At 61.5% G+C, this 25,315-nt stretch carries 25 protein-coding genes; 14 read left to right on the top strand and 11 right to left on the bottom strand.

From position 1 onward, the window contains the following. Positions 1–10: 10 nt before the first annotated feature. From B0E55_RS23790 to B0E55_RS23775, 5 genes are read left to right on the top strand one after another with little or no spacing between them, the layout of a single operon-like run. Positions 11–1,540, top strand: a complete 1,530-nt coding sequence (locus B0E55_RS23790; RefSeq protein ID WP_024488271.1) for a sugar ABC transporter ATP-binding protein — start codon at positions 11–13, stop codon at positions 1,538–1,540. Positions 1,541–1,548: 8 nt separating this feature from the next. Then, positions 1,549–2,562, top strand: coding sequence for an ABC transporter permease (locus tag B0E55_RS31380; RefSeq protein WP_169801348.1), 1,014 nt, complete (start codon positions 1,549–1,551; stop codon positions 2,560–2,562). Then, on the top strand, positions 2,559–3,410 hold the full coding sequence (locus B0E55_RS31375; protein ID WP_020905940.1) for a mycofactocin-coupled SDR family oxidoreductase: 852 nt from the start codon (positions 2,559–2,561) through the stop codon (positions 3,408–3,410). The genes B0E55_RS31380 and B0E55_RS31375 overlap by 4 nt, the downstream gene beginning before the upstream one ends. A gap of 49 nt (positions 3,411–3,459) precedes the next feature. After that, entirely contained in the window at positions 3,460–4,293 is an 834-nt protein-coding gene (locus B0E55_RS23780; protein WP_020905939.1) for a mycofactocin-coupled SDR family oxidoreductase, read from the top strand. A gap of 26 nt (positions 4,294–4,319) precedes the next feature. Next, the gene (locus B0E55_RS23775) at positions 4,320–4,622 is read left to right on the top strand and encodes a hypothetical protein (RefSeq protein ID WP_042950475.1); all 303 of its coding nucleotides are present in this window, start codon (positions 4,320–4,322) and stop codon (positions 4,620–4,622) included. A gap of 263 nt (positions 4,623–4,885) precedes the next feature. On the opposite strand, the gene B0E55_RS23770 is transcribed toward B0E55_RS23775, so the two are convergent. From B0E55_RS23770 to B0E55_RS23755, 4 genes are read right to left on the bottom strand one after another with little or no spacing between them, the layout of a single operon-like run. Then, positions 4,886–5,533, bottom strand: coding sequence for a hypothetical protein (locus tag B0E55_RS23770; protein ID WP_080910583.1), 648 nt, complete (start codon positions 5,531–5,533; stop codon positions 4,886–4,888). After that, on the bottom strand, positions 5,517–7,232 hold the full coding sequence (locus tag B0E55_RS23765) for a GMC oxidoreductase (RefSeq protein ID WP_080910582.1): 1,716 nt from the start codon (positions 7,230–7,232) through the stop codon (positions 5,517–5,519). The genes B0E55_RS23770 and B0E55_RS23765 overlap by 17 nt, the downstream gene beginning before the upstream one ends. Then, positions 7,229–8,713, bottom strand: coding sequence for a flavin-containing monooxygenase (locus B0E55_RS23760; protein ID WP_007732326.1), 1,485 nt, complete (start codon positions 8,711–8,713; stop codon positions 7,229–7,231). The genes B0E55_RS23765 and B0E55_RS23760 overlap by 4 nt, the downstream gene beginning before the upstream one ends. Beyond that, entirely contained in the window at positions 8,710–9,234 is a 525-nt protein-coding gene (locus tag B0E55_RS23755; protein ID WP_020968240.1) for a TetR/AcrR family transcriptional regulator, read from the bottom strand. Before B0E55_RS23755 ends, B0E55_RS23760 begins: the two co-directional genes overlap by 4 nt. 183 nt (positions 9,235–9,417) lie before the next feature. Between B0E55_RS23755 and B0E55_RS23750 the strand changes: the two genes are divergently transcribed. The 5 genes from B0E55_RS23750 (at position 9,418) to B0E55_RS23730 (ending at position 13,201) form a co-directional block, all read left to right on the top strand. Further along, complete coding sequence (locus tag B0E55_RS23750) at positions 9,418–10,122, top strand: response regulator transcription factor (RefSeq protein WP_047888091.1); 705 nt, start codon at positions 9,418–9,420, stop codon at positions 10,120–10,122. A 166-nt stretch (positions 10,123–10,288) separates the two neighbouring features. Further along, complete coding sequence (locus tag B0E55_RS23745; protein WP_020905934.1) at positions 10,289–10,555, top strand: response regulator transcription factor; 267 nt, start codon at positions 10,289–10,291, stop codon at positions 10,553–10,555. Continuing rightward, positions 10,498–11,754 (top strand): sensor histidine kinase, encoded by a 1,257-nt coding sequence (locus B0E55_RS23740; RefSeq protein ID WP_241896129.1) that lies wholly within the window; start codon positions 10,498–10,500, stop codon positions 11,752–11,754. The genes B0E55_RS23745 and B0E55_RS23740 overlap by 58 nt, the downstream gene beginning before the upstream one ends. Continuing rightward, positions 11,751–12,848 carry a hypothetical protein gene (locus B0E55_RS23735; protein WP_021334222.1) on the top strand — a complete coding sequence of 366 codons (1,098 nt, stop codon included), beginning with the start codon at positions 11,751–11,753 and terminating at the stop codon, positions 12,846–12,848. Before B0E55_RS23740 ends, B0E55_RS23735 begins: the two co-directional genes overlap by 4 nt. Before the next feature lie 47 nt (positions 12,849–12,895). Further along, on the top strand, positions 12,896–13,201 hold the full coding sequence (locus B0E55_RS23730) for a hypothetical protein (protein ID WP_019746579.1): 306 nt from the start codon (positions 12,896–12,898) through the stop codon (positions 13,199–13,201). A gap of 6 nt (positions 13,202–13,207) precedes the next feature. Here the strand turns inward: B0E55_RS23730 and B0E55_RS23725 are convergent, their stop codons facing one another. The 4 genes from B0E55_RS23725 to B0E55_RS23710 are packed head-to-tail and all read right to left on the bottom strand — an operon-like array spanning position 13,208 to position 18,034. Next, on the bottom strand, positions 13,208–14,119 hold the full coding sequence (locus B0E55_RS23725; RefSeq protein WP_080910581.1) for a hydroxymethylglutaryl-CoA lyase: 912 nt from the start codon (positions 14,117–14,119) through the stop codon (positions 13,208–13,210). Between the two features lies 1 nt (position 14,120). Beyond that, a complete protein-coding gene (locus tag B0E55_RS23720; RefSeq protein ID WP_019746577.1) occupies positions 14,121–15,335 on the bottom strand; it encodes a CaiB/BaiF CoA transferase family protein in 1,215 nt (404 codons plus the stop codon). Positions 15,336–15,371: 36 nt separating this feature from the next. Beyond that, entirely contained in the window at positions 15,372–17,138 is a 1,767-nt protein-coding gene (locus B0E55_RS23715) for a multicopper oxidase family protein (protein ID WP_020905930.1), read from the bottom strand. A gap of 56 nt (positions 17,139–17,194) precedes the next feature. Next, a complete protein-coding gene (locus B0E55_RS23710) occupies positions 17,195–18,034 on the bottom strand; it encodes an alpha/beta fold hydrolase (protein ID WP_020968234.1) in 840 nt (279 codons plus the stop codon). 65 nt (positions 18,035–18,099) lie between these two features. Between B0E55_RS23710 and B0E55_RS23705 the strand changes: the two genes are divergently transcribed. Then, positions 18,100–18,876, top strand: coding sequence for a TetR/AcrR family transcriptional regulator (locus B0E55_RS23705; protein WP_047888088.1), 777 nt, complete (start codon positions 18,100–18,102; stop codon positions 18,874–18,876). Between the two features lie 49 nt (positions 18,877–18,925). Further along, positions 18,926–20,230 (top strand): HNH endonuclease signature motif containing protein, encoded by a 1,305-nt coding sequence (locus tag B0E55_RS23700; protein ID WP_080910580.1) that lies wholly within the window; start codon positions 18,926–18,928, stop codon positions 20,228–20,230. 84 nt (positions 20,231–20,314) lie between these two features. On the opposite strand, the gene B0E55_RS23695 is transcribed toward B0E55_RS23700, so the two are convergent. Then, a complete protein-coding gene (locus tag B0E55_RS23695) occupies positions 20,315–21,247 on the bottom strand; it encodes an oxygenase MpaB family protein (RefSeq protein WP_080910579.1) in 933 nt (310 codons plus the stop codon). Between the two features lies 1 nt (position 21,248). Next, positions 21,249–23,030 (bottom strand): acyl-CoA dehydrogenase, encoded by a 1,782-nt coding sequence (locus B0E55_RS23690; protein WP_080910578.1) that lies wholly within the window; start codon positions 23,028–23,030, stop codon positions 21,249–21,251. A gap of 159 nt (positions 23,031–23,189) precedes the next feature. Here B0E55_RS23690 and B0E55_RS23685 point away from each other — a divergent pair, with 159 nt between their 5' ends. Both B0E55_RS23685 and B0E55_RS23680 read left to right on the top strand, forming a co-directional pair. Beyond that, positions 23,190–23,831: a TetR/AcrR family transcriptional regulator gene (locus B0E55_RS23685; protein WP_020905924.1), complete on the top strand. Its 642-nt coding sequence runs from the start codon at positions 23,190–23,192 to the stop codon at positions 23,829–23,831. A 43-nt stretch (positions 23,832–23,874) separates the two neighbouring features. Continuing rightward, positions 23,875–24,216: an Imm51 family immunity protein gene (locus B0E55_RS23680; protein ID WP_080910577.1), complete on the top strand. Its 342-nt coding sequence runs from the start codon at positions 23,875–23,877 to the stop codon at positions 24,214–24,216. Positions 24,217–24,278: 62 nt separating this feature from the next. Here B0E55_RS23680 and B0E55_RS23675 read toward each other — a convergent pair whose 3' ends face one another. Then, complete coding sequence (locus B0E55_RS23675; protein WP_019746568.1) at positions 24,279–25,313, bottom strand: aspartate-semialdehyde dehydrogenase; 1,035 nt, start codon at positions 25,311–25,313, stop codon at positions 24,279–24,281. Between the last annotated feature and the right edge of the window lie 2 nt (positions 25,314–25,315).

The raw sequence follows: 25,315 nt of genomic DNA, 5'->3' as shown, positions 1-25,315 counted from the left end.
TCATACGAAGGTGAGCGACACAGCAACCATCAGCTTGCGCGGGGTCTGCAAGAGCTACGGCCCCGTTCACGCCCTCCAGGACGTTTCACTCGACGTCAGCAGAGGTGATGTTCTCGGCTTGATCGGCGAGAACGGTGCCGGAAAGTCAACGCTGATCGGTGTTTTGACGGGAACGGTACGTCCCGATGCCGGCAGCCTCGACGTAAACGGAACTCACGTCGAACTCGGCGACTCGCGCACTCTCCGCGAACTCGGAATCTCCGTGGTGGTCCAGGAGCAGTCGTTGGTCGATGCACTGCGCGTGTACGAGAACATTTATCTCGGACGTGAGGGCGAGATAGGTGGTTGGGGCCCCGGCCGGCGTCGGAGAATGCGCGACGCCGCCCAATCCCTCCTCGACACACTCGGCATCGAGGGGTTGCGCGCCGATGCCGTCGTCGCCGAATTGACGTACCCACAAAGGCAACTGGTCGAGATTGCGCGCGCCTTCTCGCGGATCACCGACGCCACCGAAGCTCCGGTGATCCTGCTCGACGAGCCGACCAGCGCGTTGACCGAGACCGAGGTGGAAATTCTCTTCGCGTTGATCGAAGGGTGGCGCGATCGGGTGTCGTTCATCTTCGTGTCCCACATCCTGCAGGACGTCTTGCGGATCAGCACACGGCTCCTCGTACTGCGCGACGGGAGGTCCATCGAAACCCTCTCCGCCGACGGCGTCACTGCGGAGCGACTGCACGAGTTGATGGTGGGTAGCGAGCGTAGCGCCGACTACTACCGAGAAGGAGAACAGACCGGAGCGTTGTCTCCGAAGCCTTTGATCGAACTCCGAGATGCAAGCAGCGCAGGCGAGTTCGAGTCGGTCGATCTGGTTGTCCGACCGGGCGAGGTAGTCGGATTGGCCGGAGTCATCGGTTCGGGGAAAGCATCGGTGGCTGCAGCAGTCGCGGGTGCGGAGTCGTTGTCGACGGGTTCGATTCACGTCGACGGTACTGCGCACGAGCACTGGTCGGTTCCCGCCGCCGTGGCAGCCGGAGTCCTGTACGTCCCACCGGAGCGTGCCCAGGACTCCCTGTTCCGCAGCGCGTCCATCAGAAACAACATCTCGATCGGCTTCCTCGATCTCCTCCGCCACCCGTGGACGCGGCTACTGCGTTTACGGACCGAAAGGGAGCGGACGACGCAGTTGGCCCGCGCGCTGCAGGTCAAAGCCCCGTCGTTGTCGACGCCTATCGGGGAACTCAGTGGCGGAAACCAACAGAAGGCGATCTTCGCTCGGTGGCAAGGTCGCGAATGCAAAGTGCTGGTCCTCAGCGATCCGACGCGTGGAATCGACGTCGGAACGCGAGAGGAGATCTACGGTTTGGTCCGATCGATGGCTGCGTCAGGGGTCGGTGTGCTGCTGTGCGCCGAATCCCTCGAAGAAGTGATCGGAATGTCCGACCGAATCGTGGTCATGAAGGACGGGGTCATCAGCGCAGAGTTGGCGGCCCCTGCAGAGCGCAAGCCCGCCGAAGTCGACGTGATCAAGCACATGATGTGAGGAATGCAGTGACCCAGACACTCTCGAAGCAATCGCCGGCCAGCGATGCCGCAGCGCCGTCAGGCGCGCGCGGTCTGCTGAGTCGACTCGATCAGCACCGCAACATAGTTGTTCCGACGGTTGCGGTGCTGATACTGATCATCTATTTCCAGTGGCGCACGGAAAGTTTCATCACTGCGACGTCCGCGCAGAACATTCTCAACCAGATGGCTTTCCTGACCGTGCTTGCGCTCGCCGGCACGTTTGTCATCCTGATCGGCGGTATCGATCTGTCGGTCGCGGCGACGGCCACTCTCGCCGGAATTCTGATCGCCACATGGATCGACAAATTCGGTGGCCCGTTGGCGATAGTCATGGTGATCGTCGCGGGGGCGGTTGTCGGACTGGTCAACGGGTTGATCACGACAATGCTCAAGGTGCCGTCGTTCCTCGTGACGCTGGGAATGATGTCCGTACTCGACGGCATTTCCAATACCGTCTCCAAAGGCGGTCCTGTTTCCTACAATTCGAATCTTCTCCAGAGCCTGGTGAACGAGTCGATGATTCCCAACGTCCCCAACGGGGCACTGATCGCAATCCTGCTGACCATCGGCGCGACGGTCCTTGCCTTCGGTACGTCATTCGGTCGCCACATGTACGCGGTCGGTGGCAACGAGCGCGCCGCAGCCCTCGTCGGTGTCCGCGTACGACGGACCAAACTTGCTGTCTTCGCCGTAGCCGGAGCCGTCGCTGCGATCGCCGGAATCATCTTCACCGGCCAGGCCAGCACCGGAGTCCCGATGGGCGCAGGTCCCAGCCTGCTCAATTCCATCGCGGCCGTGGTTGTCGGCGGCACCGCGCTGTCCGGTGGCGTCGGTGGCCCACATCGCACGATCCTCGGTGCACTCGTGATCGTGTTGCTGAGCGCCGGAATGGACCTGACGTCCGTCGACCCCTACACACAACTCGTCATCAAGGGCATCGTGGTGATTGCCGCAGTTGCACTGACCATCGACCGACGCCGATACGGAGTGATCAAGTGACCACCACAGCACGCACCACCGGAAGGGTTTCGGGCAAGGTCGCGTTCGTCACCGGCGCAGCACGCGGCCAGGGCCGGGCACATGCGATCCGCTTGGCCGAGGAAGGCGCAGACATCATCGCGCTCGACATCTGCTCCGACATCGGAGGTGTTCCGTACTCGCTGGCAAGCGAAGCCGACCTCGCCGAGACCGTCCGGTCGGTCGAGGCCGTCGGCGGGCGAATTCTGGCCGAGGTGGCCGATGTTCGCGACTTCACCGCGGTCAAGGGTGTCCTGGACCGCGGGGTCGTCCAGTTCGGTCATGTCGACATCGTCTGCGCCAACGTCGGTATCAACATCCCCTCACCTACACACGAACTCACCGAAAGCCAATGGGGCACTGTCGTCGACATCGATCTCAGCGGCACGTGGCGAACCGCCAAAGCTGCGATCCCCTACCTCATCGAACAAGGGGGCGGGGGCGCAATCATCCTGACCAGTTCGGCGGCGGGGCTCAAGGGATACGGCAACATCGCGCACTACACAGCCGCGAAACACGGCGTCAACGGATTGATGAAAACTCTCGCGCAGGAACTGGCTCCCCACCGAATCCGCGTGAATACCGTGAACCCCACCCAGGTCGACACTCCGATGATCATGAACGACGCCATGTACAGGTTGTTCTGTCCCGACATCGACGAACCGACTCGTGAGGACTTCGCCCCGCTGTCGCAAGCGATGAATGCGCTACCTATCCCGTGGGTCGAATCCGTCGACGTCAGCAATGCCGTGCTTTTCCTCGCGTCCGACGAAGCCAGGTACATCACCGGCGTCGCACTGCCCGTCGACGCAGGCGTACTCGTCAAATAGCTCTCCGATCACCCACGTACACAACAATTTCAGCAACAGGAGGATCCCCATGACCGGACGATTCGAAGGCAAGGTCGCATTCATCACGGGTGCTGCTCGCGGGCAAGGGCGTAATCACGCATTGCGGCTGGCGCAGGAGGGCGCGAACATCATCGCTCTCGACTCCGTCAAGGACAACGACACCGTGCCGTACCCCTTGGCCACGGAGGACGACGTCCAGGAAACAATCCGCCTCGTCGAAGAAGCAGGCGGCAAGATCATCTTCTCGCACGCCGACGTGCGCAACTTCGACTCGGTCAAGCTGGCCCTCGAAGCCGGGCTCGATCGCTTCGGCCACGTCGACATCGTCATCGCAAACGCGGGCATCCTCTCCTTCGGGAACGCGCACGAATTGGACGAGGAGAAGTGGGGCGAAATGATCGACGTCAACCTCAGCGGCGTGTGGCGCACCGTCAAGGCCGCGATCCCCCACATGATCGAACAGGGCACCGGCGGCGCGATCGTCCTCACCGCCTCCGTTGCCGGTCTGCGCGCGTACACGGGTGTCGGACACTATGTTTCGGCCAAGCACGGCGTCGTGGGATTGATGAAGACCCTCGCCCAGGAACTCGCTCCGCATCGCATTCGCGTCAATACCGTGAACCCGACGCAGGTCGACACCGAGATGGTGCAGAACCAGGCGATGTACAACCAATTCGTTCCCGGCACCGACAATCCGGGTCGCGACGACTTCGCCAAGGCCTCCGGCGACATGATCCTCTACCCGATCCCGTGGGTAGAAAACGACGACGTCACCAACGCCGTCAAATTCCTCGCCTCCGACGAAGCGCGTTACATCACCGGCGTCGCGCTGCCCGTGGACGGCGGCGTCCTGGTCATGTGAGTGCCCGACCAGTTCAGGGGACTCTCGTGAACCGAGTGACGAAGATGCCACCTCAGCTCTGTGGAGCGACGAGCGTCGCAAACACCCACGAATGCCAGGTTCGACGCGCCAAACGCTCGCGAAATCGTGGATCGTACGCGGACGACCTCGTCGACTTCGCAATCCTGTGGCGACCGTGGAACGGTGCCACTGCCGAGGACATCTTCGTCACTTTCGGTCTGTCGCCGCGGACGTATTACAACCGATTGCGATCAGCTCTGAGTGGGCCGGCGGGATCGGATCTGTGTGTGGGACTGAAAAAGGAACTCGCCCATCTCGGCCCTGCCTGAACTCGTCGGCCCTGCTGGAATTCGCTGCACACCCTGTCGGAAACTACTTAGCGATCCCCGGGAACAAATCCGGGGCGACCACCGTTGAACACCCTGTCGGCGTCCGAACAAGCCCCGGGCCCCACCCCTTTTGTCGCTGCGAGCGACCACCCGCCGAGAGGCGCCTGTGGGACGTCGACACCTAACTTTTTACACAACACGAGCAAGGCCGCCCAATCACCGACTGGGCGGCCTTGCTCGTTCTTTCGCAGGTCAACCCCCTGCTATCGGTGCTTGGCTGCTCCCGTAGTCATTTTTCCGGCCAGAATCACGACGCCGTGATGAGTGCCCGATGCCAACCAGTTCGGCAGTGTCGGCCCCTCTGCCTCGACGCTCACGCGCGCATATCGGAACGACCCCGTCAGTCTGGCCGACGCGATCGCCAGACCTCCACCGGATTCCGGCTGCGCAAATCCCAACGCCCCGACAATCGGCAGACGCGGCCCGAGCATCCGCGTGTCCGAACGCACCCGCCATCCGTCGCCGGTTGCAATGAATTTCTGCTGCACATCTCCGTCGAACTCGGCCAGGACCTTGGGTAGTTGCCAGTGGAACCGTCCGCCGTGCACCGACGGTTCCGAATCCACCGCGATGAAAGGGACCGCCATCCGCGGCATAGGCCCGATCCGTTTCCCTGGCGCATGCAAGACCGGACTGGCGAGGATCTCGCGATACGGGCCGACCGGCGAATCGAGGTAGTCCACCATCATGGCCACCGTCACCGGAATCGTTCGATCGTCTGGCCCGAGTTCCCGCGCCGCCGGCGTACTGCGGTGCCACCACAGTGTTGCGCGAACGGAAGCAGGCCACGGCGGCGGATCGCTCACCGGCCAGTCGACGCGGTCACTTGTCGATTCAGGCACGCTCCACATCGGACACCTTCTCAGCTCGAACGGTCAGGGGAAGCCGCAAAGCACCTGGTGCATGCGTCGGTACCACCGGGTTGGACGGCAACGTCGGATCGATACGTACGTATGGTTCGCCGGTCTTCGGGCGGGCGTCTGCGGCACCTTTGTTCGGCCACATCGCGCACGCTCGTTCCGCCTGCGCAGTGATGGTCAGGGAAGGATTCACGCCGAGATTCGCGCTCACGACCGAACCGTCCATGACGTGCAGGCCGGCATGCCCGTAAGCACGGAGATACGGATCCACGACGCCACTCGCCGCGCTGTCACCGATTGCGCAGCCACCCAGAAAGTGCGCCGTCATCGGGATATTCACGATCTCGGCGATGGAACCGCCCGGGTCGCCGTCGATCTTCTCGGCGACCTTGCGAATAGCTGTATGGCCCTGCGGAATCCACTGGGGAGGTGGATCACCCGGTCCCGGCCTACTGGTGAGGGAGCGCCCGAATCGTTTGGTGTTCTTGGAAAGTTCGAGGGAGTTGTCGTCGGTCTGCATCACCAGCGCGATGACGGTTCGCTCGGACCAGTTCCGTACCGATAACGACCGCAAGAACGCTCCTGGGTGTCGGGCCGCGACCGCCAGAGTCTTCAGCACCCGGGGAGTTCGCCCACCGCCGTCACTCAGGACGGTCTGCAGAAGTCCTATTGCATTGCTGCCCTTGCCGTATCGCACCGGCTCGATGTGCGTGTGATCATCCGGGTGAAAGGACGACGTGATGGCTACGCCCTGCGTGAAGTTCCGTCGACGCGACTTCGACGTTGCGGCCAGTACGGCTTCGGAATTGGTACGTACGACGGTGCCGAGAGTATCCGACAGGCCCGGCAGGGCACCGGATTCCTTCATACCGAGCAGCAGCCTCGCCGTTCCGTACGTTCCGGCGGCAACCACCACCTGATCGGCGGTGAACCGAACTTCTCGCCGGCGGACGCCGTCCGTTCGCCTCGCGAGCAGGCGGTAACCACCGCTTGCCGCCGGCCGAAGGTCGGTGACGGTCGTGAGCGGATGAACCCTGGCGCCCGCTTGCTCGGCGAGATGGAGGTAGTTCTTGACCAGCGTGTTCTTCGCACCGACTCGGCAGCCGGTCATACATCCCCCGCATTCCGTGCAACCTGTGCGTTCGGGTCCTTTTCCGCCGAAGAACGGGTCCGGCACGGAAACTCCTGCCTCCCCGAAGAAAACACCGACGGGGGTGGACGTGAAGGTCTCCCCCACGCCCATCTCTTCGGCTACGTCCTTCATCACCGCATCGGCAGGAGTGAAGGACGGATTGGTGCGAACACCCAACATCCGTTTGGCCTGGTCGTAGTACGGCGCCAGTTCGTCGTGCCAGTCAGTGATGTGCGCCCACTGACGGTCTTCGAAGAACCGATTGGGTGGCTGATACAACGTGTTGGCGTAGTTCAACGACCCACCTCCGACGCCGGCCCCCGCCATCACGAGCACATCCGGAAGAAGATGGATGCGCTGAACCCCATAACATCCGATCCACGGCGCCCACAGGTACTTTCGAAGTCTCCAACTGGTTTCAGGCAACTCGTCGTCGGCAAACCGTCGACCGGCTTCGAGCACCCCGACACGGTAGCCCTTCTCCGTCAGGCGAAGAGCGGCGACACTGCCACCGAATCCCGAACCGATAACCACCACGTCGTAGTGCGTCGCGGTCATGCCTCGACGCTTTCGATCTTGCGAGCGGAGTAGTTCTCCCGATCGAAATGCTCCAGCAGCGAACGGAATTTGAAAGTGAACGTCGGCCACTGCACCGAGTTGCGCCCCTCCGGATCGATGTACCAACTCGAGCATCCGCCCTTGTTCCACACCGTGTGCTGCAACTCGTGCTGAATTCCCTTGTTGTAGTGCACCTGCACCGTCTCGTTCACGTCGAGGGCATCGATCCGCTCTCGCTTCATGGTGTTCAAGGCGTCGTTGACGTACTCGGCCTGGGACTCGAGCATGTACACGATCGAACTGTGTCCGAGGTTGGTGTTCGGACCGTACATGAGGAACAGATTCGGGAACCCGCTGACCGCAGTACCCTTGTACGCGTTGGGACTACCGTTCCAATGTGCGGCCAGCGTCTCGCCACGTTTTCCGGTGATCAGATGCGCAACAGGCGGTTCCGTCGGCGTGAACCCCGTGGCGAAGATGATGGTGTCGACCTTGTGCTCGACTCCGCGTCCGTCGACCACGCCGTTTTCGGTGACCGAGACGAGCCCACTGTCGACCAGACTCACGTCCGCGCGGTCAAGGGTGCGCAACCAGTCGTTGGACAGAAGCATGCGCTTGCAACCGATCGTGAAATCGGGAGTCAGTTTCCGGCGCAACTCCGGATCTTTCACCTGTCTGCGCAGATGAAGGCGCGCGGCCGCCTCGAAGGCAGGCAGCACCCACGTCGCGTGCGACATCGCGGCACCGAGTAGCTCGCGGAAGCCGTAAACCCACCCTCGAATCACCTTCTGTGTAACGGGAATCCGCGAGTACACGGCCTTCTGTGCGGCAGGCAGGGTGCGATCCATCCGCGGAATCACCCAGGCCGGAGTTCGCTGGAACACGGTGACATGGGCAGCAGGGTCGGCAATTTCGGGAACGAACTGAACCGCCGACGCTCCCGTTCCGATCACGGCTACGCGCTCACCGCGCAGTTCGTGTTCGTGGTTCCACGTCGCCGAATGGAAAGTGGTCCCGGAGAATTGGTCGAGACCGGGAAAATCCGGGATCTTGGGCGTCGACAACGCTCCGGTCGCGGCGACCAGAGCTTTGGCCGTCAACGACCCTCGAGATGTCCGAATACGCCACAGCGCCGCATCCTCGTCCCACACAGCAGCTTCGAGTTCGCAGTTCAGGACTACGCGTTCCACGATGCCGGTGTCTGCGGCCACCTTCTTCAGATAGTTGTAGATCTCGGGTTGACGAGCAAAGGTATGACTCCAATCGGCGCTCGGTGCAAAAGAATACGAGTACAACGCCGTCGGCACGTCACAGGCACAGCCTGGATAGGTGTTGTCGCGCCAAGTGCCGCCGATGTCAGCTCCACGCTCGATCAACACGACGTCTGCAGCGCGATTGTCGCGAAGCATTCTGGCTGCCAAGCCCATACCGGCGAATCCGGCACCGACGATCAGCGTTTCGACATGTTCGGGAAGCTTCACTTCTTCTCCACTCGGGATTGCCAGGCCGGCAACAGTCGCGCTCTGAGCGCGTCGTCGGCTTCGGGTGTACGGAAAAGGGCTGAGACTGCAAGACCGCGGACGAGTTCGATGGTGAGTTCGACCGACTCGGAATCGAATCGATCGCCGAACAACTCGGCGCTACCGAACTCGAGTGCCTCACTGACCTTGCGTTCGAGGGGCACCGTCGCCGCATGCAGAACAGGATCGGTTCGCGCCGCGACCCACAATTCGAGCGCAGCGTAGAACAGCGGCCCGGAGAACGCGTCCGCCAGGACCTCGAGACCTCGGCCGCGATCCACTTCAGCGGTGAGGATTTCTTCCAGTCGCTTGTCGACCAGATACTCGACGGCGGCAACGACCAGCGATTCCTTGGTCGGAAAATGATGCAGTTGCGTACCTCGCGAGACGCCTGCGCGACGGGCGATCTCCTGGGTGCTGGTCCGGGCGTAGCCCAGTTCGACAAGCGATTCGACGGCGGCGTCGAGCAGGCGCCCACGCATCGCGGCAGTTCGTTCGGCCTGCGTACGGCTTACTTTCGCATCGGAAGTGGTCTCGGTCACAAGACAACTGTAGAGCCGAAACGTAAAACAGTCCAGGCTGACTTCAAATCTTGATACGTAACATACCGATCAGTCAGCTCTGCCTGATAACGTCCTCGCATCGAGCGGAGGGAAACAATCGCTATGCCAGAGCAAACTGCATTTCCACACCGCCGTGTCGGACTGGTGGAAGACCACGAGTCGGTGGCTATCGGCTTGTCCGTGATGCTGAAGGACGAGCCGGATATCGAGTTGGTGTGCATCGCGACCACTGTGTCCGAGATGCTCGCTCAGCACGTCAGCTTGGATCTGGCAATTCTCGACCTCCGACTGGCCGACGGTTCATCGCCCAAGAGCAACGTCGAGGAACTGCGGGCCGCGGGGCTCGAGACATTGATCTTCACCGGGGCGGAAAACCCGTTCCTCGTTCGCTCGGCTGCCCGTGCCGGTGTGCTGGGCGTCGTGCGCAAGTCCGAACCGACTGCCGTCGTGATTGATGCAATACGCGCCGCCGCGTCGGGAAGGCAGGTGGTGACGACAGAGTGGGCTGCCGCAATCGACGGGGATCCAGGTCTCGACGAGGTGGGTCTGAGCCCTCGACAACTCGAGGTCCTCGAACTTTACGCATCCGGAGAGAAGGCAGATCGCGTTGCGCGACTCACCGGTTTGGCGCCGCAGACGGTCAACGATTACCTCCAACGCATCAGGCAGAAATATGCGGCTGCCGGACGGCCGGCCCCCACAAAGACAGATCTGTACAAACGCGCGGTCGAGGACGGGGTGTTACCGATTCCGGAACGCAGGAATCTCGGTAGAAATCTGACCTTGACTAACAATGACCTTCAGTAATGAAAAAGTTCGGTAACGATTGATTTCGCTGAGGCTGCCCCTGGAAATATGGGCAGAGGAATTGATGTCTGGGAAAAATGGCCAACTTCGACTTACATTCACCTGGTAAGAAGACGGCGCTGTCGGGGAGTCTGTCATTCCGCTAGACGAAAGAAAGACGAAACTCATGACCGTCACTGTGGAAAACTGCATGACACAAGACCCTGTCGGACCGCACCTTTCGGAGCGCGAAGTCGAGGTTCTCAGGGAATGGCTACTGAGTGATTCGAAATCACGCGTCGCTCAAAACCTCTACATAAGCGTGGGAACGGTGGGAACCCACCTGTCCCGGATTCGCGAGAAGTATGCCGACGTTGGAAGGAACGCACCGACGAAATGCGAACTACTCGTGCGAGCGATACAAGATCAGATAGTGACGATCGACGAACTCTGATCGACAAAGTTGCTTTCGACAAAACAGCCACTGCTTCGGACGAAATTCTCAGGCTCTTCGGCCGTTTCATCGGCGCAGGCTATGTCTGTTATCTGATATTGCTCGCCCCTGCCATTGCCGAAGCCACTGCGATGTCCGCGTCTTGGTGGACCCCGCTGGCAGTGGTCGCAACTTTCGGTAGTGGACTGGTATTGGGAGCATCGACGTTTCACGCAGACACCCGGTGGGTGAAACGAGCCGCGAGTGCAAATGCGCTCCTCTACGTCGTGGTCATCCTCCTGTGGTGGCCGGCCTGGAATGGTGAGCACGTCACGGATTTCACCTTGTGGATTTCCAATTTCCCCGGCGTCGCCAGCCTTGCGGCAGCTGCGGCTTGGCGACCGGCCGCTGCCGTCGTGCACCTTTTCGTGGCGGCAACACTCGCACAGTTGACCAATCACATAATCCGGACGAGTCCCACGACGCACCTGCTTGTTCCCGACCTCGCCTTCGCCTGGACATTTTGCGCGGTATTCGTCGCAGCGGCCGTCATGGCCTTGCGTACCGGTCGAGTGCTGGATGCAACTATCGCCACCACTCATGCCGCTGCGGCAGGCGCCGCCGCGGCCGAGGCCAAGTCCGTCGAACGCGAGAGATTCGACGCACTCATCCACGACACCGTGATGTCCACCCTGCTCGCTGCTTCGAGAAACGATGCCGATCCCTCGGTCATCGCTCAGGCACGAAGGACTGTCGAGAGGCTTGACGAACTCCGCTCCGGAACCGATCACGAGACGAGTTTCGACTTCGACGGAATCCTCGCTCAGTTGCGTTCAGCCGCTTCGGAAGTGGACGAAAACATCACGTTCGAGGCCGCCCTGTCAGTCGGGTCCGATCCGAGCGGATACGCGCCCGACTCGATTCGTGCGATGGCCGGTGCGATGGCCGAGGCGCTGCGCAACAGCGTCAAGCACGCCGGAAGCAGTGCACGGCGTTCGGTCACGGTCACGGCAACCACCACCCACCTCGAAGTAGTCGTCGCGGACGACGGCGTCGGCTTCGATCCGAGCTCCGTCGAGACGCATCGCCTCGGAATCACTGTCAGCATCCGCGGCAGAATGCGCCAACTCGACGGCGGATCGGCAACCATTCGATCGTCACCCGGCCGCGGCACTTCGGTGACTCTGACCCTGAGCTTGCCCGCAGCGGTGATGGCATGACCAGACCGGACGGACGAGATGTCCGCGATCTCCTCGGTATGCACAGCCGTGCTGCTCGATTCATGGCTGCATGCTTCGCGCTCACCTGCGTGATCTCGGTCGCGTACACCTCCTCCGACGTCCGCGCAGTCTGGCCGATGGTCTTGGCAATTATCGTGTGCTCAACTGCGGCTTTCACACTCGTTCTGAGCCGAGGCGACCCGATGCCGCTGGGGCAGAGCGTTCTGGTGTCTCTGACTGGCGCCGTCACGAGTGGCCTTGTGTTGTCAGTGGTTCCAGTGCCCGTCAACGACATGACTCAATTGTGGATGTTCGGGATGTCTACGGCCGTTTTCACCTTCATGTGCGTTCGTGGGCGTACAGCACTCGCGTGGCTCGGGCTTGGGCTCATGGTGTTGGTGACCGCCATCTGGTCCTCCACTACCGGCCAGGGGGCCATGTACGGAGTGTCGTTGACGGTCATCAACGCGGGCCCTGTTCTGATGTCGACCTTCTTCGCGTACACCATCCGTCCTCAAGCCAGGGTTATCTACGAACTTCGGGAGCAGTCCACCCAACGAATTGCCTCCGCATCCGCTAGCGCTGCGATTCTCGAGGAACGCGACGCGCAACTCGACAGGCTCGATCTACTTGCGCGCCCACTCCTCGAACGGGTCGCTTCCGGGATTCCGCTGACAACCGCCGAGCGGCAAGAATGCGAACTCCTCGAGGCGCAACTCCGAGATTCGCTGAGGGCGCCTGGCTTACAACAGACAGATGTCATCGATGCTGTGCATGCCACTCGAAACCGCGGCGTCGAGGTAGTCCTGCTCGACGACCACGGAATGGATGGTGCTGACCCCGCCGTGCGCGACCGAATCCACGCGAGCATCGTCCGGGAACTCACCGCGATCACGCGAGGCAAAGTGACCATTCGGATCCTTCCACCTCGGCGCACCGCTATGGCCACGATGCTGGTCGACACTGAAGACGTTCGACGAATCGAGTTCGATCACAACGGAATGCAGCTGTTACGGCAGGGAGATCAGAGGGAACTCGGCGCCTCGTCCATGTCCGTCGATCCGACTACAGACAGCGCCGTCTATCCCGAATAGCTTTCGAGGAGAGTGAGATTCACCGCGTCGATCACCAGGAGAAATGAATGATCTTCGAACTGCGTCCAGCACATGTTGCACGCGCCCTTGCCGCACTGTGTGCCCTTCCGATTCTGTGGACCTTCGCAGTCGAGGGAATCACCACGACAACGGAATACGACTACAGCACGGGCGAAGTATCCTCATCGAGCGACCTGGGCTCTCAGATCGGAAGCGTAGCGATCTGGATCGTCCTCGCGATCGCATGTGCCGCCGGTGCATGGTATCTGGAGAAACAGCGCATCGGTTGGCCGCCGGCGGCACACGAGCAACTGGTCAAACTGCAGCTGGCATCACCCAACCGAGAAGAGTAAAGGCCCCTACCGCTTCCGGTCGCCGGCGCGGAGAAGATTACTGGGAACCGTATGACCCACTATCTCCTCTGCAACGGCAGCGGCACGAATGCTCGCATCCAGGTCGATACCTGTAGCAATGCCCATGTCTTCGAGCATGTAGACCAGTTCCTCCGTCGCGATATTGCCACTGGCACCGGGAGCAAACGGGCAACCACCCAGACCTCCGGTGGATGCGTCCAGGTTTCGAACTCCGTGCTGCACAGCCGCCAACGCACTGGCAAGACCAGCGCCACGCGTGTTGTGGAAGTGCACACCCAAGCCGAAGTCACCCACTCTTTCGCCGACAGCGTCGATCAACCGTCCGACGCGTCCCGGTGTGGCAGTGCCGATAGTATCCGCGATCGAGAACTGATCAGCGCCGAACTCTTTGGCCTGCTCCGCAATCCGCAGAACACGGTCCGGATCGGTTGGACCGTCGAACGGACAGTCCCAGGCTGTGGCCACGATGACCTCCACCCGTCCACCAGCCTCGTGGACGATCCGGACGACCTCTCCGATACGTTCGGTCGCTTGCTCCGTCGTCGACCGAGTATTGGCCTCGCTGTGGCTATTCGATGCCGACACCACATATTCGACGGTTTTCATTCCTGCAGCAACGGCCCGTTTCGCTCCACCGATTCCGGCGACCAATGCCGAGAACTCGATGCCTGGCCACTGGTGCAACTCTGCGGCCAACAACTCCGCGTCGGCCAGTGCCGGCACCGCACGCGGTGACACGAACGACGTCGCCTCGATGCGCGAAACACCTGTCGCAGCCAGAGCTTCGACAAGACGAAGTTTCTCCGTCAGCGAGACCGGGTCTTCGATCTGCAACCCATCCCGTGGCCCGACTTCACGAATGCTGACCGCGGGAACACCTGCTTCAGGTACCGACACGTCAGATCACGCCCTTCTTCTTCAGTTCTGTCTGCTCGTCGCCCGAGAGTCCGAGGAGCCCACCCCAGACCGAAGCGTTGTCGTACCCCGGCGACGCTGCTCCCGCGTTGCGAACGGATCCGGGTGTCTCACTGAATGTAGGCACGACGCCCAGACCGAGAACGTTTTCCCCGATCCGCTCGTCGTAGTGGTCGACGAGCATCCCCCGTTCGATCAGCTGCGGATCCTTGACCACATCTTCAACCGTATTGATCGGCCCGGCAACAACTCCCACTTCGGTGAGGCGTTCCACGAGACTGGTGGGATCTTGGAGCGCAACCCAGGCGCTGATCAATTCGTCGAGCTCGTCCTGATGTTTGCCACGCGCAACATGATTGGAGAATCGGTCGTCTTGCGCTAGTTCCGGTCGACCCATGATGGTGCACAGACGCACGAAGAGCGTGTCCTGATTGGCCGCGATCACCACCCAGTTTCCTTCAGAGGTCTGGTAGATGTTGGACGGTGCGATACCCTCCAACCTCGTTCCCGAGGGCTGCCGGATGATCCCGCCCCGATCGTAATCCGGGATCGTGGATTCCTGCACCGCCAGACAGGATTCCGTGAGGGCAACGTCGACCACCTGACCACGGCCGGTCCGCTCTCGCGAGAGCAACGCCGCCAGCACTCCCTGAACGGCGAACATCCCACCGAGAGAATCTCCGAGTGAAAGGGCAATACGCGGGGGTGCCTGCCCTGGATAACCGTTCAGATGCCGAAATCCGCTGACTGCTTCGGCAACCGAGGCGTAGCCGGCGCTCTTGGCTTGCGGTCCGCTCTGCCCGTAGCCGGATACCCTGGCCAACACCAACTTCGGATTGCGCGCGCTGAGCACGTCGAATCCCAGACCCCACTTCTCGAGGGTGCCCGGCCGGAAGTTCTCGACCACCACGTCGGCATGTTCGATCAGATTCAGAAACAGGTCGCGGCCCGCGTCGACGCGAAGGTCCAACGTCACACACCGCTTGTTGCGGGCGTGAACCGTCCAGAAGAATCGATGACCGTCCTGCTCTGCCTGACCCCAGGTACGAAGCGGGTCTGGGCGGTCCGGTGATTCGATCTTGATCACGTCGGCTCCCATGTCGCCGAGCAATTTCCCGGCGAAGGGCCCGGCGATCAAGGTTCCGAGTTCAATCACCCGATATCCGTCCAGGGGCCCGGTGGGCGCACCTTCCGACACAGCTGCCTCCTCTGGGAACTTTTCTCCCTTTGAAGGCTACGTCACCACCCGGTATCGCAACATCATGTCGTGGTCTTCGTGATCGAGCATGTGGCAGTGCCAGACGTACCCCTGCAAGTCCCCCATGCCAGCTTCTCCGTGCGCCGAGTGATCTGCCATGGAACCTCTCGCGAAAGTTGCATCCGGATCGAAGCCCAACTCGTCGGCCGTCGGAAAGCGCACGATCACGCGGGTGATCGAGTTGGCATCCACGATGACCGTGTCCTTCTCCCCCGTTTCCCACACTTCGGGAGGCCGCAGCGAGGAGGTCACGAATTCCTCCGCCGACGGCGTCCACCGGACCCCCAAGTCAGGCACCGGATACCGCTGCATCAGTGCTGCAGTGTCGAGGCTCTGGCGTCCCACAACGCGGAACGCCACCAGGTGCAGATGAATCGGATGTGGTTCCGTGGTGATGTTGATCAGATTCCATTGCTCGACGGCTCCCTGACGTGGCAGTTCGATATCCGAATCGGTGAACCTCAAATTGTTGAGCGACATAGTGATCGACGGGTAGTCCGAGGGACGCGACAGCTGCATGATCGTGAGATTTCGCACCACATCCGGGGACGCCGGTTCGGCGGCAACGGAATTCAGCTGCTGCGGGATCGAGCCGGTGAATCCCTTTGCGCTGCCCACGTCGAACCGACAGAACACCGGCATCACCTGCGTGCCGCGTTGAGCCACCGCAAGGGGTACCGGTTCGTCGTTGCGCAATTCCACCGTTGTGCCCGGCTCGAGCATACTGAAGTCGACCAGCAGATCAGCGCGTTCACCCGGACTCAACCGGACGTGATCCGTCGGCGCCGGAGCGGCCAGTAAACCGCCTTCGGACCCGATCACCCAGAACCGCATACGATTTGCGAAATGCAGATTCCACACCGAATAGGTTGCGGCGTTGAGCAGTCGCAATCGATACAGGCCGCGGGCAACCTCCACTTTCGGCCACACGACGCCGTTCACCACGCCAACGTCACCGGGGGTCGCCGGATCCCATGAACCTTGCGGAGTGAGCCACGTGGAACGGACACTCTGCTGACCGTCGGAAGTGAATACCTTGTCCTGCAGAATCATCGGGAGTTCGAACTCACCGGTCGGCAGGCCGAGAGAATTCCCGGCGGCGCCCGTGTCAACGTCGTCACGGAGAAAATACATCCCGACCAATCCGGCGTAGACGTTGAGGCGCGTCATTCCCATGGCGTGATCGTGGTACCAGAGATTGCCGGCGGCACGACCATTCGTGTATTCGTGGACCAAACCTTCGCCCGGACGCTGGATCAACTCCGGATGTCCGTCGAACTGTGGTGCAGTAACTCCTCCGTGCAGGTGAAGCGAGGTGGGGACCTGTGTGCGGTCGAGGTCGCTGACGCCGTGCAGACCCGGATCGACATCCGCGGCAAGCGGATACGCAGAAATGTCATTGGCATATCGGACTGTGACGAGCTGATCGACGTGAGCTTCGATGGTGGGGCCCAGATAATCCATTCCGCCGTAACCCAGCGACGGCGACGACGGTAGGTCCGGATGGAAACGGTGCATCGACGAAGCCGCGCGAAGCTCCAGGTTGCCACCCGAAATGCCCGGCAGGACAGGAAGGGTCTCCCGAAACGGTTCCAGCCGGGGTGACGGAAGTTGGAATGGGCGTAGCGGATCGATGTCAGGGGGCCGAGCTGTCGCTGATCCAGCGGACAATGCACTCAGGCCGGCCAGCAAGCCAAGCCCTTGAACAAACGATCGTCGACGGATCTTGTGTGACTCGTCCACTCACGGCCCCCTCACGCTGACGGCATCCGGAGCGGGTTACCCGTGTGCTCGCACGGTCAAACACCGACCACCTTCTCCAACCAAGGTTTGAGAATGGGTAGAACATGAGCCGGTTGCATTGCCTGCGTGTGATCCAGACCGTCTAGTACCTCGATATCCCACCCTGCTGACCGAGCGGCGTCGAGGTCGAGATCGGCCGGCGCGACCCGTACCCCACCCCATCGGTCACCGTATTCGATGACGTCTTGCGAACCGACGAAACACATTCGCGGACAAAGGATGCGCCCTTGAATTGTTCGATCGTCGAATTCACCAAGTGCGCGGTACAGCGTCACGAACTGCCGGGTCTGCGCTCCGGTCAACGCAATGTCGATGGAGTTCCAATCGAACTCGTCTGATGATGCCGTGGGTTGTGATGTGCGCTGGGGCGGTTCACTCGTCATGCGGTGTGTAGCTTCGGTAACCTGGAGCATCGCCTTGTACGGCCCATCCACCGGCGGGAAACCACCCATGACCAGTGCGGTCAGACGATCGGTGCGCAGCGCCAACTGCAATCCGCACAGAGCCAGCCAGGAGTATCCGTAGTAGGCGAACTGGTCGATCCCAGCCGAATTCGCCACAGCCAGAATGTCGGACGTGATGTTGTCGGGAGTGAGCGTGTCCGGAGCGGGCGACGCCATCCGGTGCCCTTCGTAGTCGAAGGCAACCACAGTGAAGTTCGACGCCAACCCTTCCATGAACGTTCGACCGAGCGAGGGGTCAACGCCCCAGGCGCGCAGTTCGTCAGCCTTGATGCCGGTAGCCGAAATCGGATTCACGGGCATCAGCACGGCGGGGCCATGTCCGAGAACCTCGACATCGATAGTTGTCCCGTCGTGAAGTCTTGCCTCAACCATGCCCACTCCCAAATCTTTACGCTGTAAAGTAATTAAGAATAGCGCGACTCCACGAAAGCGACAAGATGAATAAACAGGCAGGCCGACGCGATATCGCACGCACGATTTCACTTCTGTGGCGTCAACCCGAGACGCCTTCCGGCCGCCGAGGACCGAAGCCCGCGCTGTCCACGGACTCAGTCGTTGACGCCGCGATCGAAGTCGCCGACGCCAACCCCACGACACCGTTGTCGATGCGCATGATCGGCGACCACCTCGGCCGCACTGCGATGTCTCTGTACACCTACATACCGGGAAAGGACGAACTACTGGACCTGATGTACGACCGGGTGCATGCCGAGCTACCGCCGATCGCAGACACCGGCGACTGGCGCATGGCACTGTCCGACTGGGCCGCCGCACTCTTCGCCCTACATACACGCCATCCGTGGACATTGGATGTCTCGTTGGCGCGCCCCGTCCTGGGTCCGCACGAGCAGGCAGGACTCGAATCACTCCTGTCCATTCTCTACTCCACGGGTCTCGACGCTCCGACCATCCGCAGATCGGTGAGCATGATTTTCCATTTCATCCGGGGGTCCGCGCGGACCCTAGCTGAGATCCGGAGCGCCTCGACCATCGGAGATTCCGAATCTCATTGGTGGGCAGAGTCTTCTGCTGCACTGGCCGATGCTGCACCGGATTTCGCGGACGACTTCCCCCACACGATGCAGTTGGGTCGGGAGGCCCCACCGGTACCGGGCGGCGACTTCTATCTCGAACGAGAAACCGAAGAGTCATTTACTCAGGGCCTACAGATCCTCCTTGACGGGATCGAATCGAGGATTCGAAAACACTCTTGACTCGAACGCATGTTCGAGTATTCTTAGGTGTAGGGGATCGGGGGATTCAATGAGTGTTCTGTTGTCGGATGTGGTGTCTGGTTCTGCGGTGGGGTTGCGCGGACGCCTGTGGCGGTTGTCTGCTTCTGAGTTGCGTGCGGCTGCGGTGTCGGCGAGTGCGGAGATTCTGCGTCTCGAGGCTGTTCGGGTGGCGGTGGTGGACGAGTTGTCGTTGCGGCCGGATGATCAGGTGATCGCGAGCCGCGGGGTGGGTTGCTGGTTGGCGGCGAACACGATGCTGCAGGTTCGGGACGGGAAGAAGATCGCCGCGTTGGGTGCTGCGCTGCGGCCGTTTCCGGCGGTGGCTGCCCGGTTCGATGTCGGGGATTGCTCGTTCGAGCACGCGGTGTTGATCGTGGCGTTCTGCGAGTCACCACCGAAGGGGATGCCGGAGGAAGCGCTCCCTCGCTGTATCGACTTGTTGTTGGCTGCCGCGTCCGGAGTGGAGGCCACGACGACGAAGGTCCGGAACGTCATCGCGACCTTGGAGCGAGTGTTCGAGTCCGATGACATTCCACCCGCCGAAGATACCGATCGGAACGAGCTCCGGATCGCGTCGACATTGAACGGTCGGGTGGTGGTGCGCGGGGATTTCGACGCTCTCACCGGCGAAATGTTGCTGTCGGCATTGTCGAATCTGACGATGCCCACCCCAGCACCCGATGGAACCCCGGATTCTCGGTCGGCGGCGAAGCGGACCGCGGATGGGTTCACGGAACTGATCCGGCGGTATCTGGACTGCGCCAAGACCGGCACCGACGGTGGTCAGCGGCCGCACGTGAACGTGCACATCAACGCCCGTGATCTGGCGGAGCACCGGGACTGCGCCGCAACATCCGCTGCTCCTGGTGGTGGAGTGGCTGTGTCGGATCTCGATGTCGGGCACATGCCGTGGCTCGGACCACTGTCCGTATCGCAGACCAGACTCCTCGGGTGCGACTGTTTCCTCTCGACTGTGCTGCTCGACGATCACGGCGCGCCGTTGGATGCGAAACCCGGAAAGCGATTAGTGTCCGCGGAGCAGCGAGTGGCGCTGATCGCCCGCGACAAAGGCTGCGCATTCCCCGGCTGCACATGTGTACCGGCCTGGACGGATGCGCACCATATCCGGCACTGGGCCAACGGTGGCCCGACGGTGATGAACAACCTTGTCCTGCTGTGCCGTTCGCATCATCGATTGATGCACCGCAAAGCCGGGTTCGTCGGGAAGTGGATGATCCGCATCGGGGTCGACAACAAACCGTGGTTCATCCCACCACCCTCGATCGACCCGCAACAGCACCCGCGACCGGCGAACACCACCTTCAAAACCTGAGGTAGTACTCCTCAGGCACAACAGAACACGTGCCAGCACCGCATCGAGCAGATCTCGATGCGGTGCCGAAAGCCGTGACTTCCGTCAGACCGCCTGCGGAACTTTGGTGGTGCGTGGGAATCGCTCCCGAATCTCCGCCGGGGTGACAACTCTCGGGTCGAGGGGTTGCTCGTCACGCAGGTGGTGCTCCAACACCTTGCCAGTCATCGGCGCGATGACCTTCAGAGCAGTGGTCATGTTCTTCGGTGAACTGCCGACCCGGACCGCAGTTCGCACCGCGGGCGCAATTGCCCTGTCCAACAAAGCGGGTTGATCGAAGCCGCCCATGGTTCGCATCCAGCCCGGCAATGTTGCGATAGTGGCCGGCGCGACCAATCGGCTGAACGCCGCGAACTTCGTCTTCCCCTGTGCTCTTGGTGTTCTCAGCAAGTAGTGCATCGCGCGGTTGGCACGTTCGGAGGTACACAATCTGGGCCTGACTTCAGCGAAGTACTCCCGTACCTCGTCTCGCGAGCGCGGAACGTCGGACGCCTTACACGTCTGCAGTTCGGCAGCGATCACACATTCTTCCCAGTACCGCTGCTCTTCGACGGCGGAGAGTGGGCCCGGCCCGTACATCTCGTAGCACTTGAGCACCGAATGCCAACCGGTCACGTGGATCCACAGTTGTGACGCCGGATTGTTTGCACTGTAACGAGTTCCGGTGATCGGTTCGATACCCGTGGCCTGAGCGTGAACCGTCATGAGATGGTCGGACAACGCCAGTGCCGTCCGCCCGTCGGCAGTGGCGACGGTCAGGAAGTACGCCAAGGTTCGGTCGAGTCGCCCGGCGGGATCGCTGTAGATCCCGCTCATATCTGCCACCGCGGCAGCAAGGAAGGGGTCGAAGTGCTCGAGCACCACTGACCGCTGGAAACCGATCAATGCTGTCGGAGCCGCCCAGATCTTCCAACTGGGTGATCCTGGGCCGAAGAAGCCGTAATCCTCACGCGGTCGATTCATCGTCAGTTCAGACATTTCATTCCTCCCCGTTCGTTGACCCTGCACCGTTCATTTCGTAGGCACCAGACAAGGCGACTACTTGCTGCCAGACGTACTCGAATCGCTCGGCCGCGAACGCGGGGCGCCGAATAGATGCGAGAGCCAACCGCTGCTGATCTTCACTGGCGCTGGGTTTTCCGTACAACTCCACCGCTGCAGCACTGAAGTCGCGGACCAGGACGTCGAAGATCTGATCCAGCACCCCATCGCTCCGCTGCCCCTCGTCCAATCCCAAGATCTCGGCTTGTTCGAGGATCAACTGGCCGTAGACGACGAGGGTGAAGAGTTCGGTGATCGCCAGGCCGAAGTCCAAGTCGACCTGCTGCGCCGCATCCGGTGCAGCTTCGGCAAGGAGGGTCACGAGCGCTTCTGCCTGCTCCACGAACAGTGCAACGTTGGGAACATCCGCAAACTTCGCGTACACCGCTCGCCAGTCGTCGAATCGAACCTTGGACAACCCCCGTGCCGGGCCCTGACGGAACAGGAACTCGTCGTCGGCTGCGTCGTTACGCGTCGGAATCGCCGGAAATGACTCGGGGGCAAAGAGGTACGCCGGCATGAACTTGGCGATCAGGGCGAGATTGACGGCGACGGTCCCCTCGAGCTTGGGCAGCCCGTCGACATCCATCTTGGCCACCGCGAGGTAGCTGTCCTTCTCGAAGCCCTTTGCCGCAGCGATGTCGGAGAGCAGTCCGATCACCTTCTGTGCCTCGGTTGTCACCTTCATCTTGGTGACGGGATTGAACAAGAGGTAGCGGCGGTCCTCGGGCGATGCGGTGCGGAAGTAGTCCACCGCACGATCCGAGAAGAGCCTCATCGCCAGCAGGCGCGCGTACGCGTCGGCGAATTCACGTCGTACGTGTGGGAACGCCGTGACGGGATTGCCGAACAGGATTCGATTGTGCGCGTGGGTAATCGTCTCGTACAAGGCATGAGTCGACATACCGATTCCGCCGAAGCACAGGTTGAATTTTCCGATGTTCACGGTGTTGAGTGCGGCACTGAATGCTTCCTCGCCGGTATGCAGGATATCCTCTGCCGCAACGGGATAGTCGACGAGTGAGAACTCCGCTACGTACATCTGGGCCGGAACGATGTTCTTCACCACGGTAAATGCCGGATGGTCCGAGTCGGCGTAGAAAAAGACGTACTGATCGGCGCCCTCCACTCCGTCGACGCGACCGAAGACAGAGACCGTGTTGGCGCAGTTGCCATTTCCGATGTAGTACTTCGAACCGCTGGCCAGGTACCCGCCGCTGCCGTTCGACGTCAAGACCATGTCGGTGGAGTAGACGTCGGCGCCGTGCTCTTTCTCGGACAATCCGAATGCCGCAACGCCTCCGGAAACCAAAGCGGAAGCTGCTCGCGCCCTTGCAGTCTCGTTGTCGCTCTGCCACACCGGCCCGAGGCCGAGAATGGTCACCTGCCACGGGTACCAGTAGTTGAGTCCGTAGAAACCGAGGATCTCGGACAGCGCGGCGATACGGCTGGTATCCCAGCGCTTGTCGGAGTCACCGCCGCTGTCGCGGGCGGGGGTCAGGAAAGTCGCGAACAGGCCTTCCTTTGCCGCGAAGTCGAGGAAGTCGGAGTAAAAGGTCTTGTCGTGATAGTCGGCCAGAAGTCGATTCTTTCCACGCGCCTCGAACCAGTCGACGGTCGCGCCCAGCAGTCTCCGCGTGGTCGCGTCGAATTCCGGCCGATCGTAAGTGGAGGGATGGAGCAACAGATCATTCGGCACCAAAGAGGTCGACGCTGTCATCGCGGTTGTTCTCCTAGAGATCTCGGCAGAGGCGCCTCACTGACCGCCTCTTCGAATACAACGCCACCGTAACAATTGATGACGACGAATACAACGGTTGCGTATGATTCACGAAGAATTGGCAGGCAGATTAGGGTGGGAGCGGAGGTGAGGTACACGATGACCAGGTCACAAGCTGACGCAACGGATACACCGCGACGCAAATACGCCCCTCGTATGGCGCCCGAGCAACGACGCGAACAGCTGCTCGACGCAGCATTCGAGGTCACCGGCCGCGTAGGCCTGCACAACCTCAGCATGGAATCCGTCGCCGCCGAAGCCGGCGTCGGCAAGCCCGTCCTCTACACAATTTTCGATACCAGGACCGATCTCGTCGCTGCACTCCTGCGCCGCGAGCACGAGCGAGCCATCGCCCAGGTGCTCGAAACCATGCCGACGGATCTGAGCGAACTCGGCCCAGCGGCGTCATACACCGGAACCGTTGGCGCCTTCGTCGACGCCGTACTGGAGAACCCGACGCGCTGGCGCCTGATTCTGACGTCTGTCGAGAACGCCCCCAGCGAGTATCACGGCTTGCTGAAGCTCTCTCGCGGAGCTGTCTTCGCCCGCGCCGAAGAACTGGCGCGTGCCGGGATTGCCCTCGAACCGAAGCTCGAAGGCCTTGATCCGGTTCTCCTCGCACACACCATGATGTCGTTTGCCGAAATGCTCGGACGACTGGCCGTCAGCGACCCCGAAACCTATACCCGAGAAAGACTTTCCAGTTTTGCCGTGGCCCTCGCCCAATCGGTCGGACGTTAGCTGCCGACTGAAACCTGTCGGTCGGATCTGCTTCAATACACGCATGACATCACCATCGATCGAACCGCTACAGCTTTTCGAAACGTCTCCGGGCAACTGGTCACTGATGCTCACCGACCAGCATTTCGGCAAGGTAGCAGCGGTATTCGAGCAGGTAGAGGGTTTCGAAGGCTCCGGCTACGACTGGGCGTCGGTCGCCCACGCAGTGGTAGGCCGCGATGCACCGCATCTGGACGGCCGCTTCGGCACCGATCCCGAAGCGGGCATGTTTGTTGCGTACGGCAGCGACAACGAAGCTCTTGGTGAACTCGGAGTGCTTCTCGCCAAAGCGTATTCGGATGCCGAGTACCTCGGCGGCCTGGTCGCCATTTCCGAACTCGACTAGAGCTCCTGCTGAAACGACACCGGCCCCACACCTAGGTGCGGGGCCGGTACCGAAGGAAAGATCTAGCCGACCAACAGCTCGGCAATCTGAATCGTGTTGAGAGCGGCGCCCTTACGGAGGTTGTCACCCGAAACGAAGAGCGCGAGTCCGCGTCCCTCCGGGACACCCGGATCCTGACGGATACGACCGACCAGCGACGCGTTGCCGCCGGCAGCGGCCAGCGGCGTCGGAACCTCGACCAACTCCACTCCGGGAGCGTCGGCGAGGATTTCCTTCGCACGAGCGACCGAGAGCGGGTTCGCGAACTCTGCGTTGATCGCGAGCGAGTGTCCGGTCACGACGGGAACGCGCACGCAGGTGCCCGAAACCAGCAGATCAGGAAGTCCGAGGATCTTGCGGCTCTCGTTACGGAGCTTCTGATCCTCGTCGGTCTCGCCGCTTCCGTCGTCGACCAGCGAACCTGCCAGCGGCAGGACGTTGAACGCGATGGGGGCGACGTAGTTGTTCGGAGCCGGGAAGTCGACGGCGCTGCCGTCGTGAACCAGCTTCTCGGCGTCACCGACAACGGCGCGCACCTGGCCGAGGAGTTCCTCGACGCCGGCGATGCCGCTACCGGACACAGCCTGGTAGCTGGAAACGATCAGACGCTGCAGACCGGCTTCGTCGTGCAGAACCTTGAGCACCGGCATCGCTGCCATGGTGGTGCAGTTGGGGTTCGCGATGATGCCCTTGACCAGGTTCTTCGTGTCCTGCGGGTTGACCTCGCTGACCACGAGGGGAACCTCGGGATCCTTGCGCCATGCGGAAGAGTTGTCGACAACCGTCGCACCGGCCGCGGCAAAGCGCGGAGCCTGCGCACGAGACAGCGTCGCACCGGCGGAGAAGAGGGCGATGTCGATGCCCTTCAGATCCTCGTCGGACGTTGCTTCGGCATCCTCGACAACGATCTCTTCGCCGCGGAACGTCAGCTTCTTACCGGCGGAGCGTGCCGATGCAAAGAACCGCACCTTGTCCGCGGGGAAGTTACGTTCTTCGAGCAGAGTGCGCATGACGATGCCGACCTGACCGGTCGCACCGACAACAGCGATTGTTGTCATCA

The sequence above is a fragment of the Rhodococcus sp. 66b genome, assembly GCF_002076325.1.
GTDB lineage: Bacteria > Actinomycetota > Actinomycetes > Mycobacteriales > Mycobacteriaceae > Rhodococcus_F > Rhodococcus_F erythropolis.
Note: the sequence above shows the minus strand (reverse complement) of the source record. Positions and strands in the feature narration are given on the sequence as shown.

Bases quoted from the DNA above. Each gene is read 5' to 3' on its own strand.
- B0E55_RS23780 (WP_020905939.1), top strand. From the start codon at position 3,460: ATGACCGGACGATTCGAAGGCAAGGTCGCATTCATCACGGGTGCTGCT.
- B0E55_RS23770 (WP_080910583.1), bottom strand. From the start codon at position 5,533: ATGTGGAGCGTGCCTGAATCGACAAGTGACCGCGTCGACTGGCCGGTG.
- B0E55_RS23765 (WP_080910582.1), bottom strand. From the start codon at position 7,232: ATGACCGCGACGCACTACGACGTGGTGGTTATCGGTTCGGGATTCGGT.
- B0E55_RS23755 (WP_020968240.1), bottom strand. From the start codon at position 9,234: ATGCGTGGGCGCCTGCTCGACGCCGCCGTCGAATCGCTTGTCGAACTG.
- B0E55_RS23750 (WP_047888091.1), top strand. From the start codon at position 9,418: ATGCCAGAGCAAACTGCATTTCCACACCGCCGTGTCGGACTGGTGGAA.
- B0E55_RS23745 (WP_020905934.1), top strand. From the start codon at position 10,289: ATGACCGTCACTGTGGAAAACTGCATGACACAAGACCCTGTCGGACCG.
- B0E55_RS23740 (WP_241896129.1), top strand. From the start codon at position 10,498: ATGCGAACTACTCGTGCGAGCGATACAAGATCAGATAGTGACGATCGA.
- B0E55_RS23735 (WP_021334222.1), top strand. From the start codon at position 11,751: ATGACCAGACCGGACGGACGAGATGTCCGCGATCTCCTCGGTATGCAC.
- B0E55_RS23730 (WP_019746579.1), top strand. From the start codon at position 12,896: ATGATCTTCGAACTGCGTCCAGCACATGTTGCACGCGCCCTTGCCGCA.
- B0E55_RS23710 (WP_020968234.1), bottom strand. From the start codon at position 18,034: ATGGTTGAGGCAAGACTTCACGACGGGACAACTATCGATGTCGAGGTT.
- B0E55_RS23705 (WP_047888088.1), top strand. From the start codon at position 18,100: ATGAATAAACAGGCAGGCCGACGCGATATCGCACGCACGATTTCACTT.
- B0E55_RS23700 (WP_080910580.1), top strand. From the start codon at position 18,926: ATGAGTGTTCTGTTGTCGGATGTGGTGTCTGGTTCTGCGGTGGGGTTG.
- B0E55_RS23695 (WP_080910579.1), bottom strand. From the start codon at position 21,247: ATGTCTGAACTGACGATGAATCGACCGCGTGAGGATTACGGCTTCTTC.
- B0E55_RS23690 (WP_080910578.1), bottom strand. From the start codon at position 23,030: ATGACAGCGTCGACCTCTTTGGTGCCGAATGATCTGTTGCTCCATCCC.
- B0E55_RS23685 (WP_020905924.1), top strand. From the start codon at position 23,190: ATGACCAGGTCACAAGCTGACGCAACGGATACACCGCGACGCAAATAC.
- B0E55_RS23680 (WP_080910577.1), top strand. From the start codon at position 23,875: ATGACATCACCATCGATCGAACCGCTACAGCTTTTCGAAACGTCTCCG.
- B0E55_RS23675 (WP_019746568.1), bottom strand. From the start codon at position 25,313: ATGACAACAATCGCTGTTGTCGGTGCGACCGGTCAGGTCGGCATCGTC.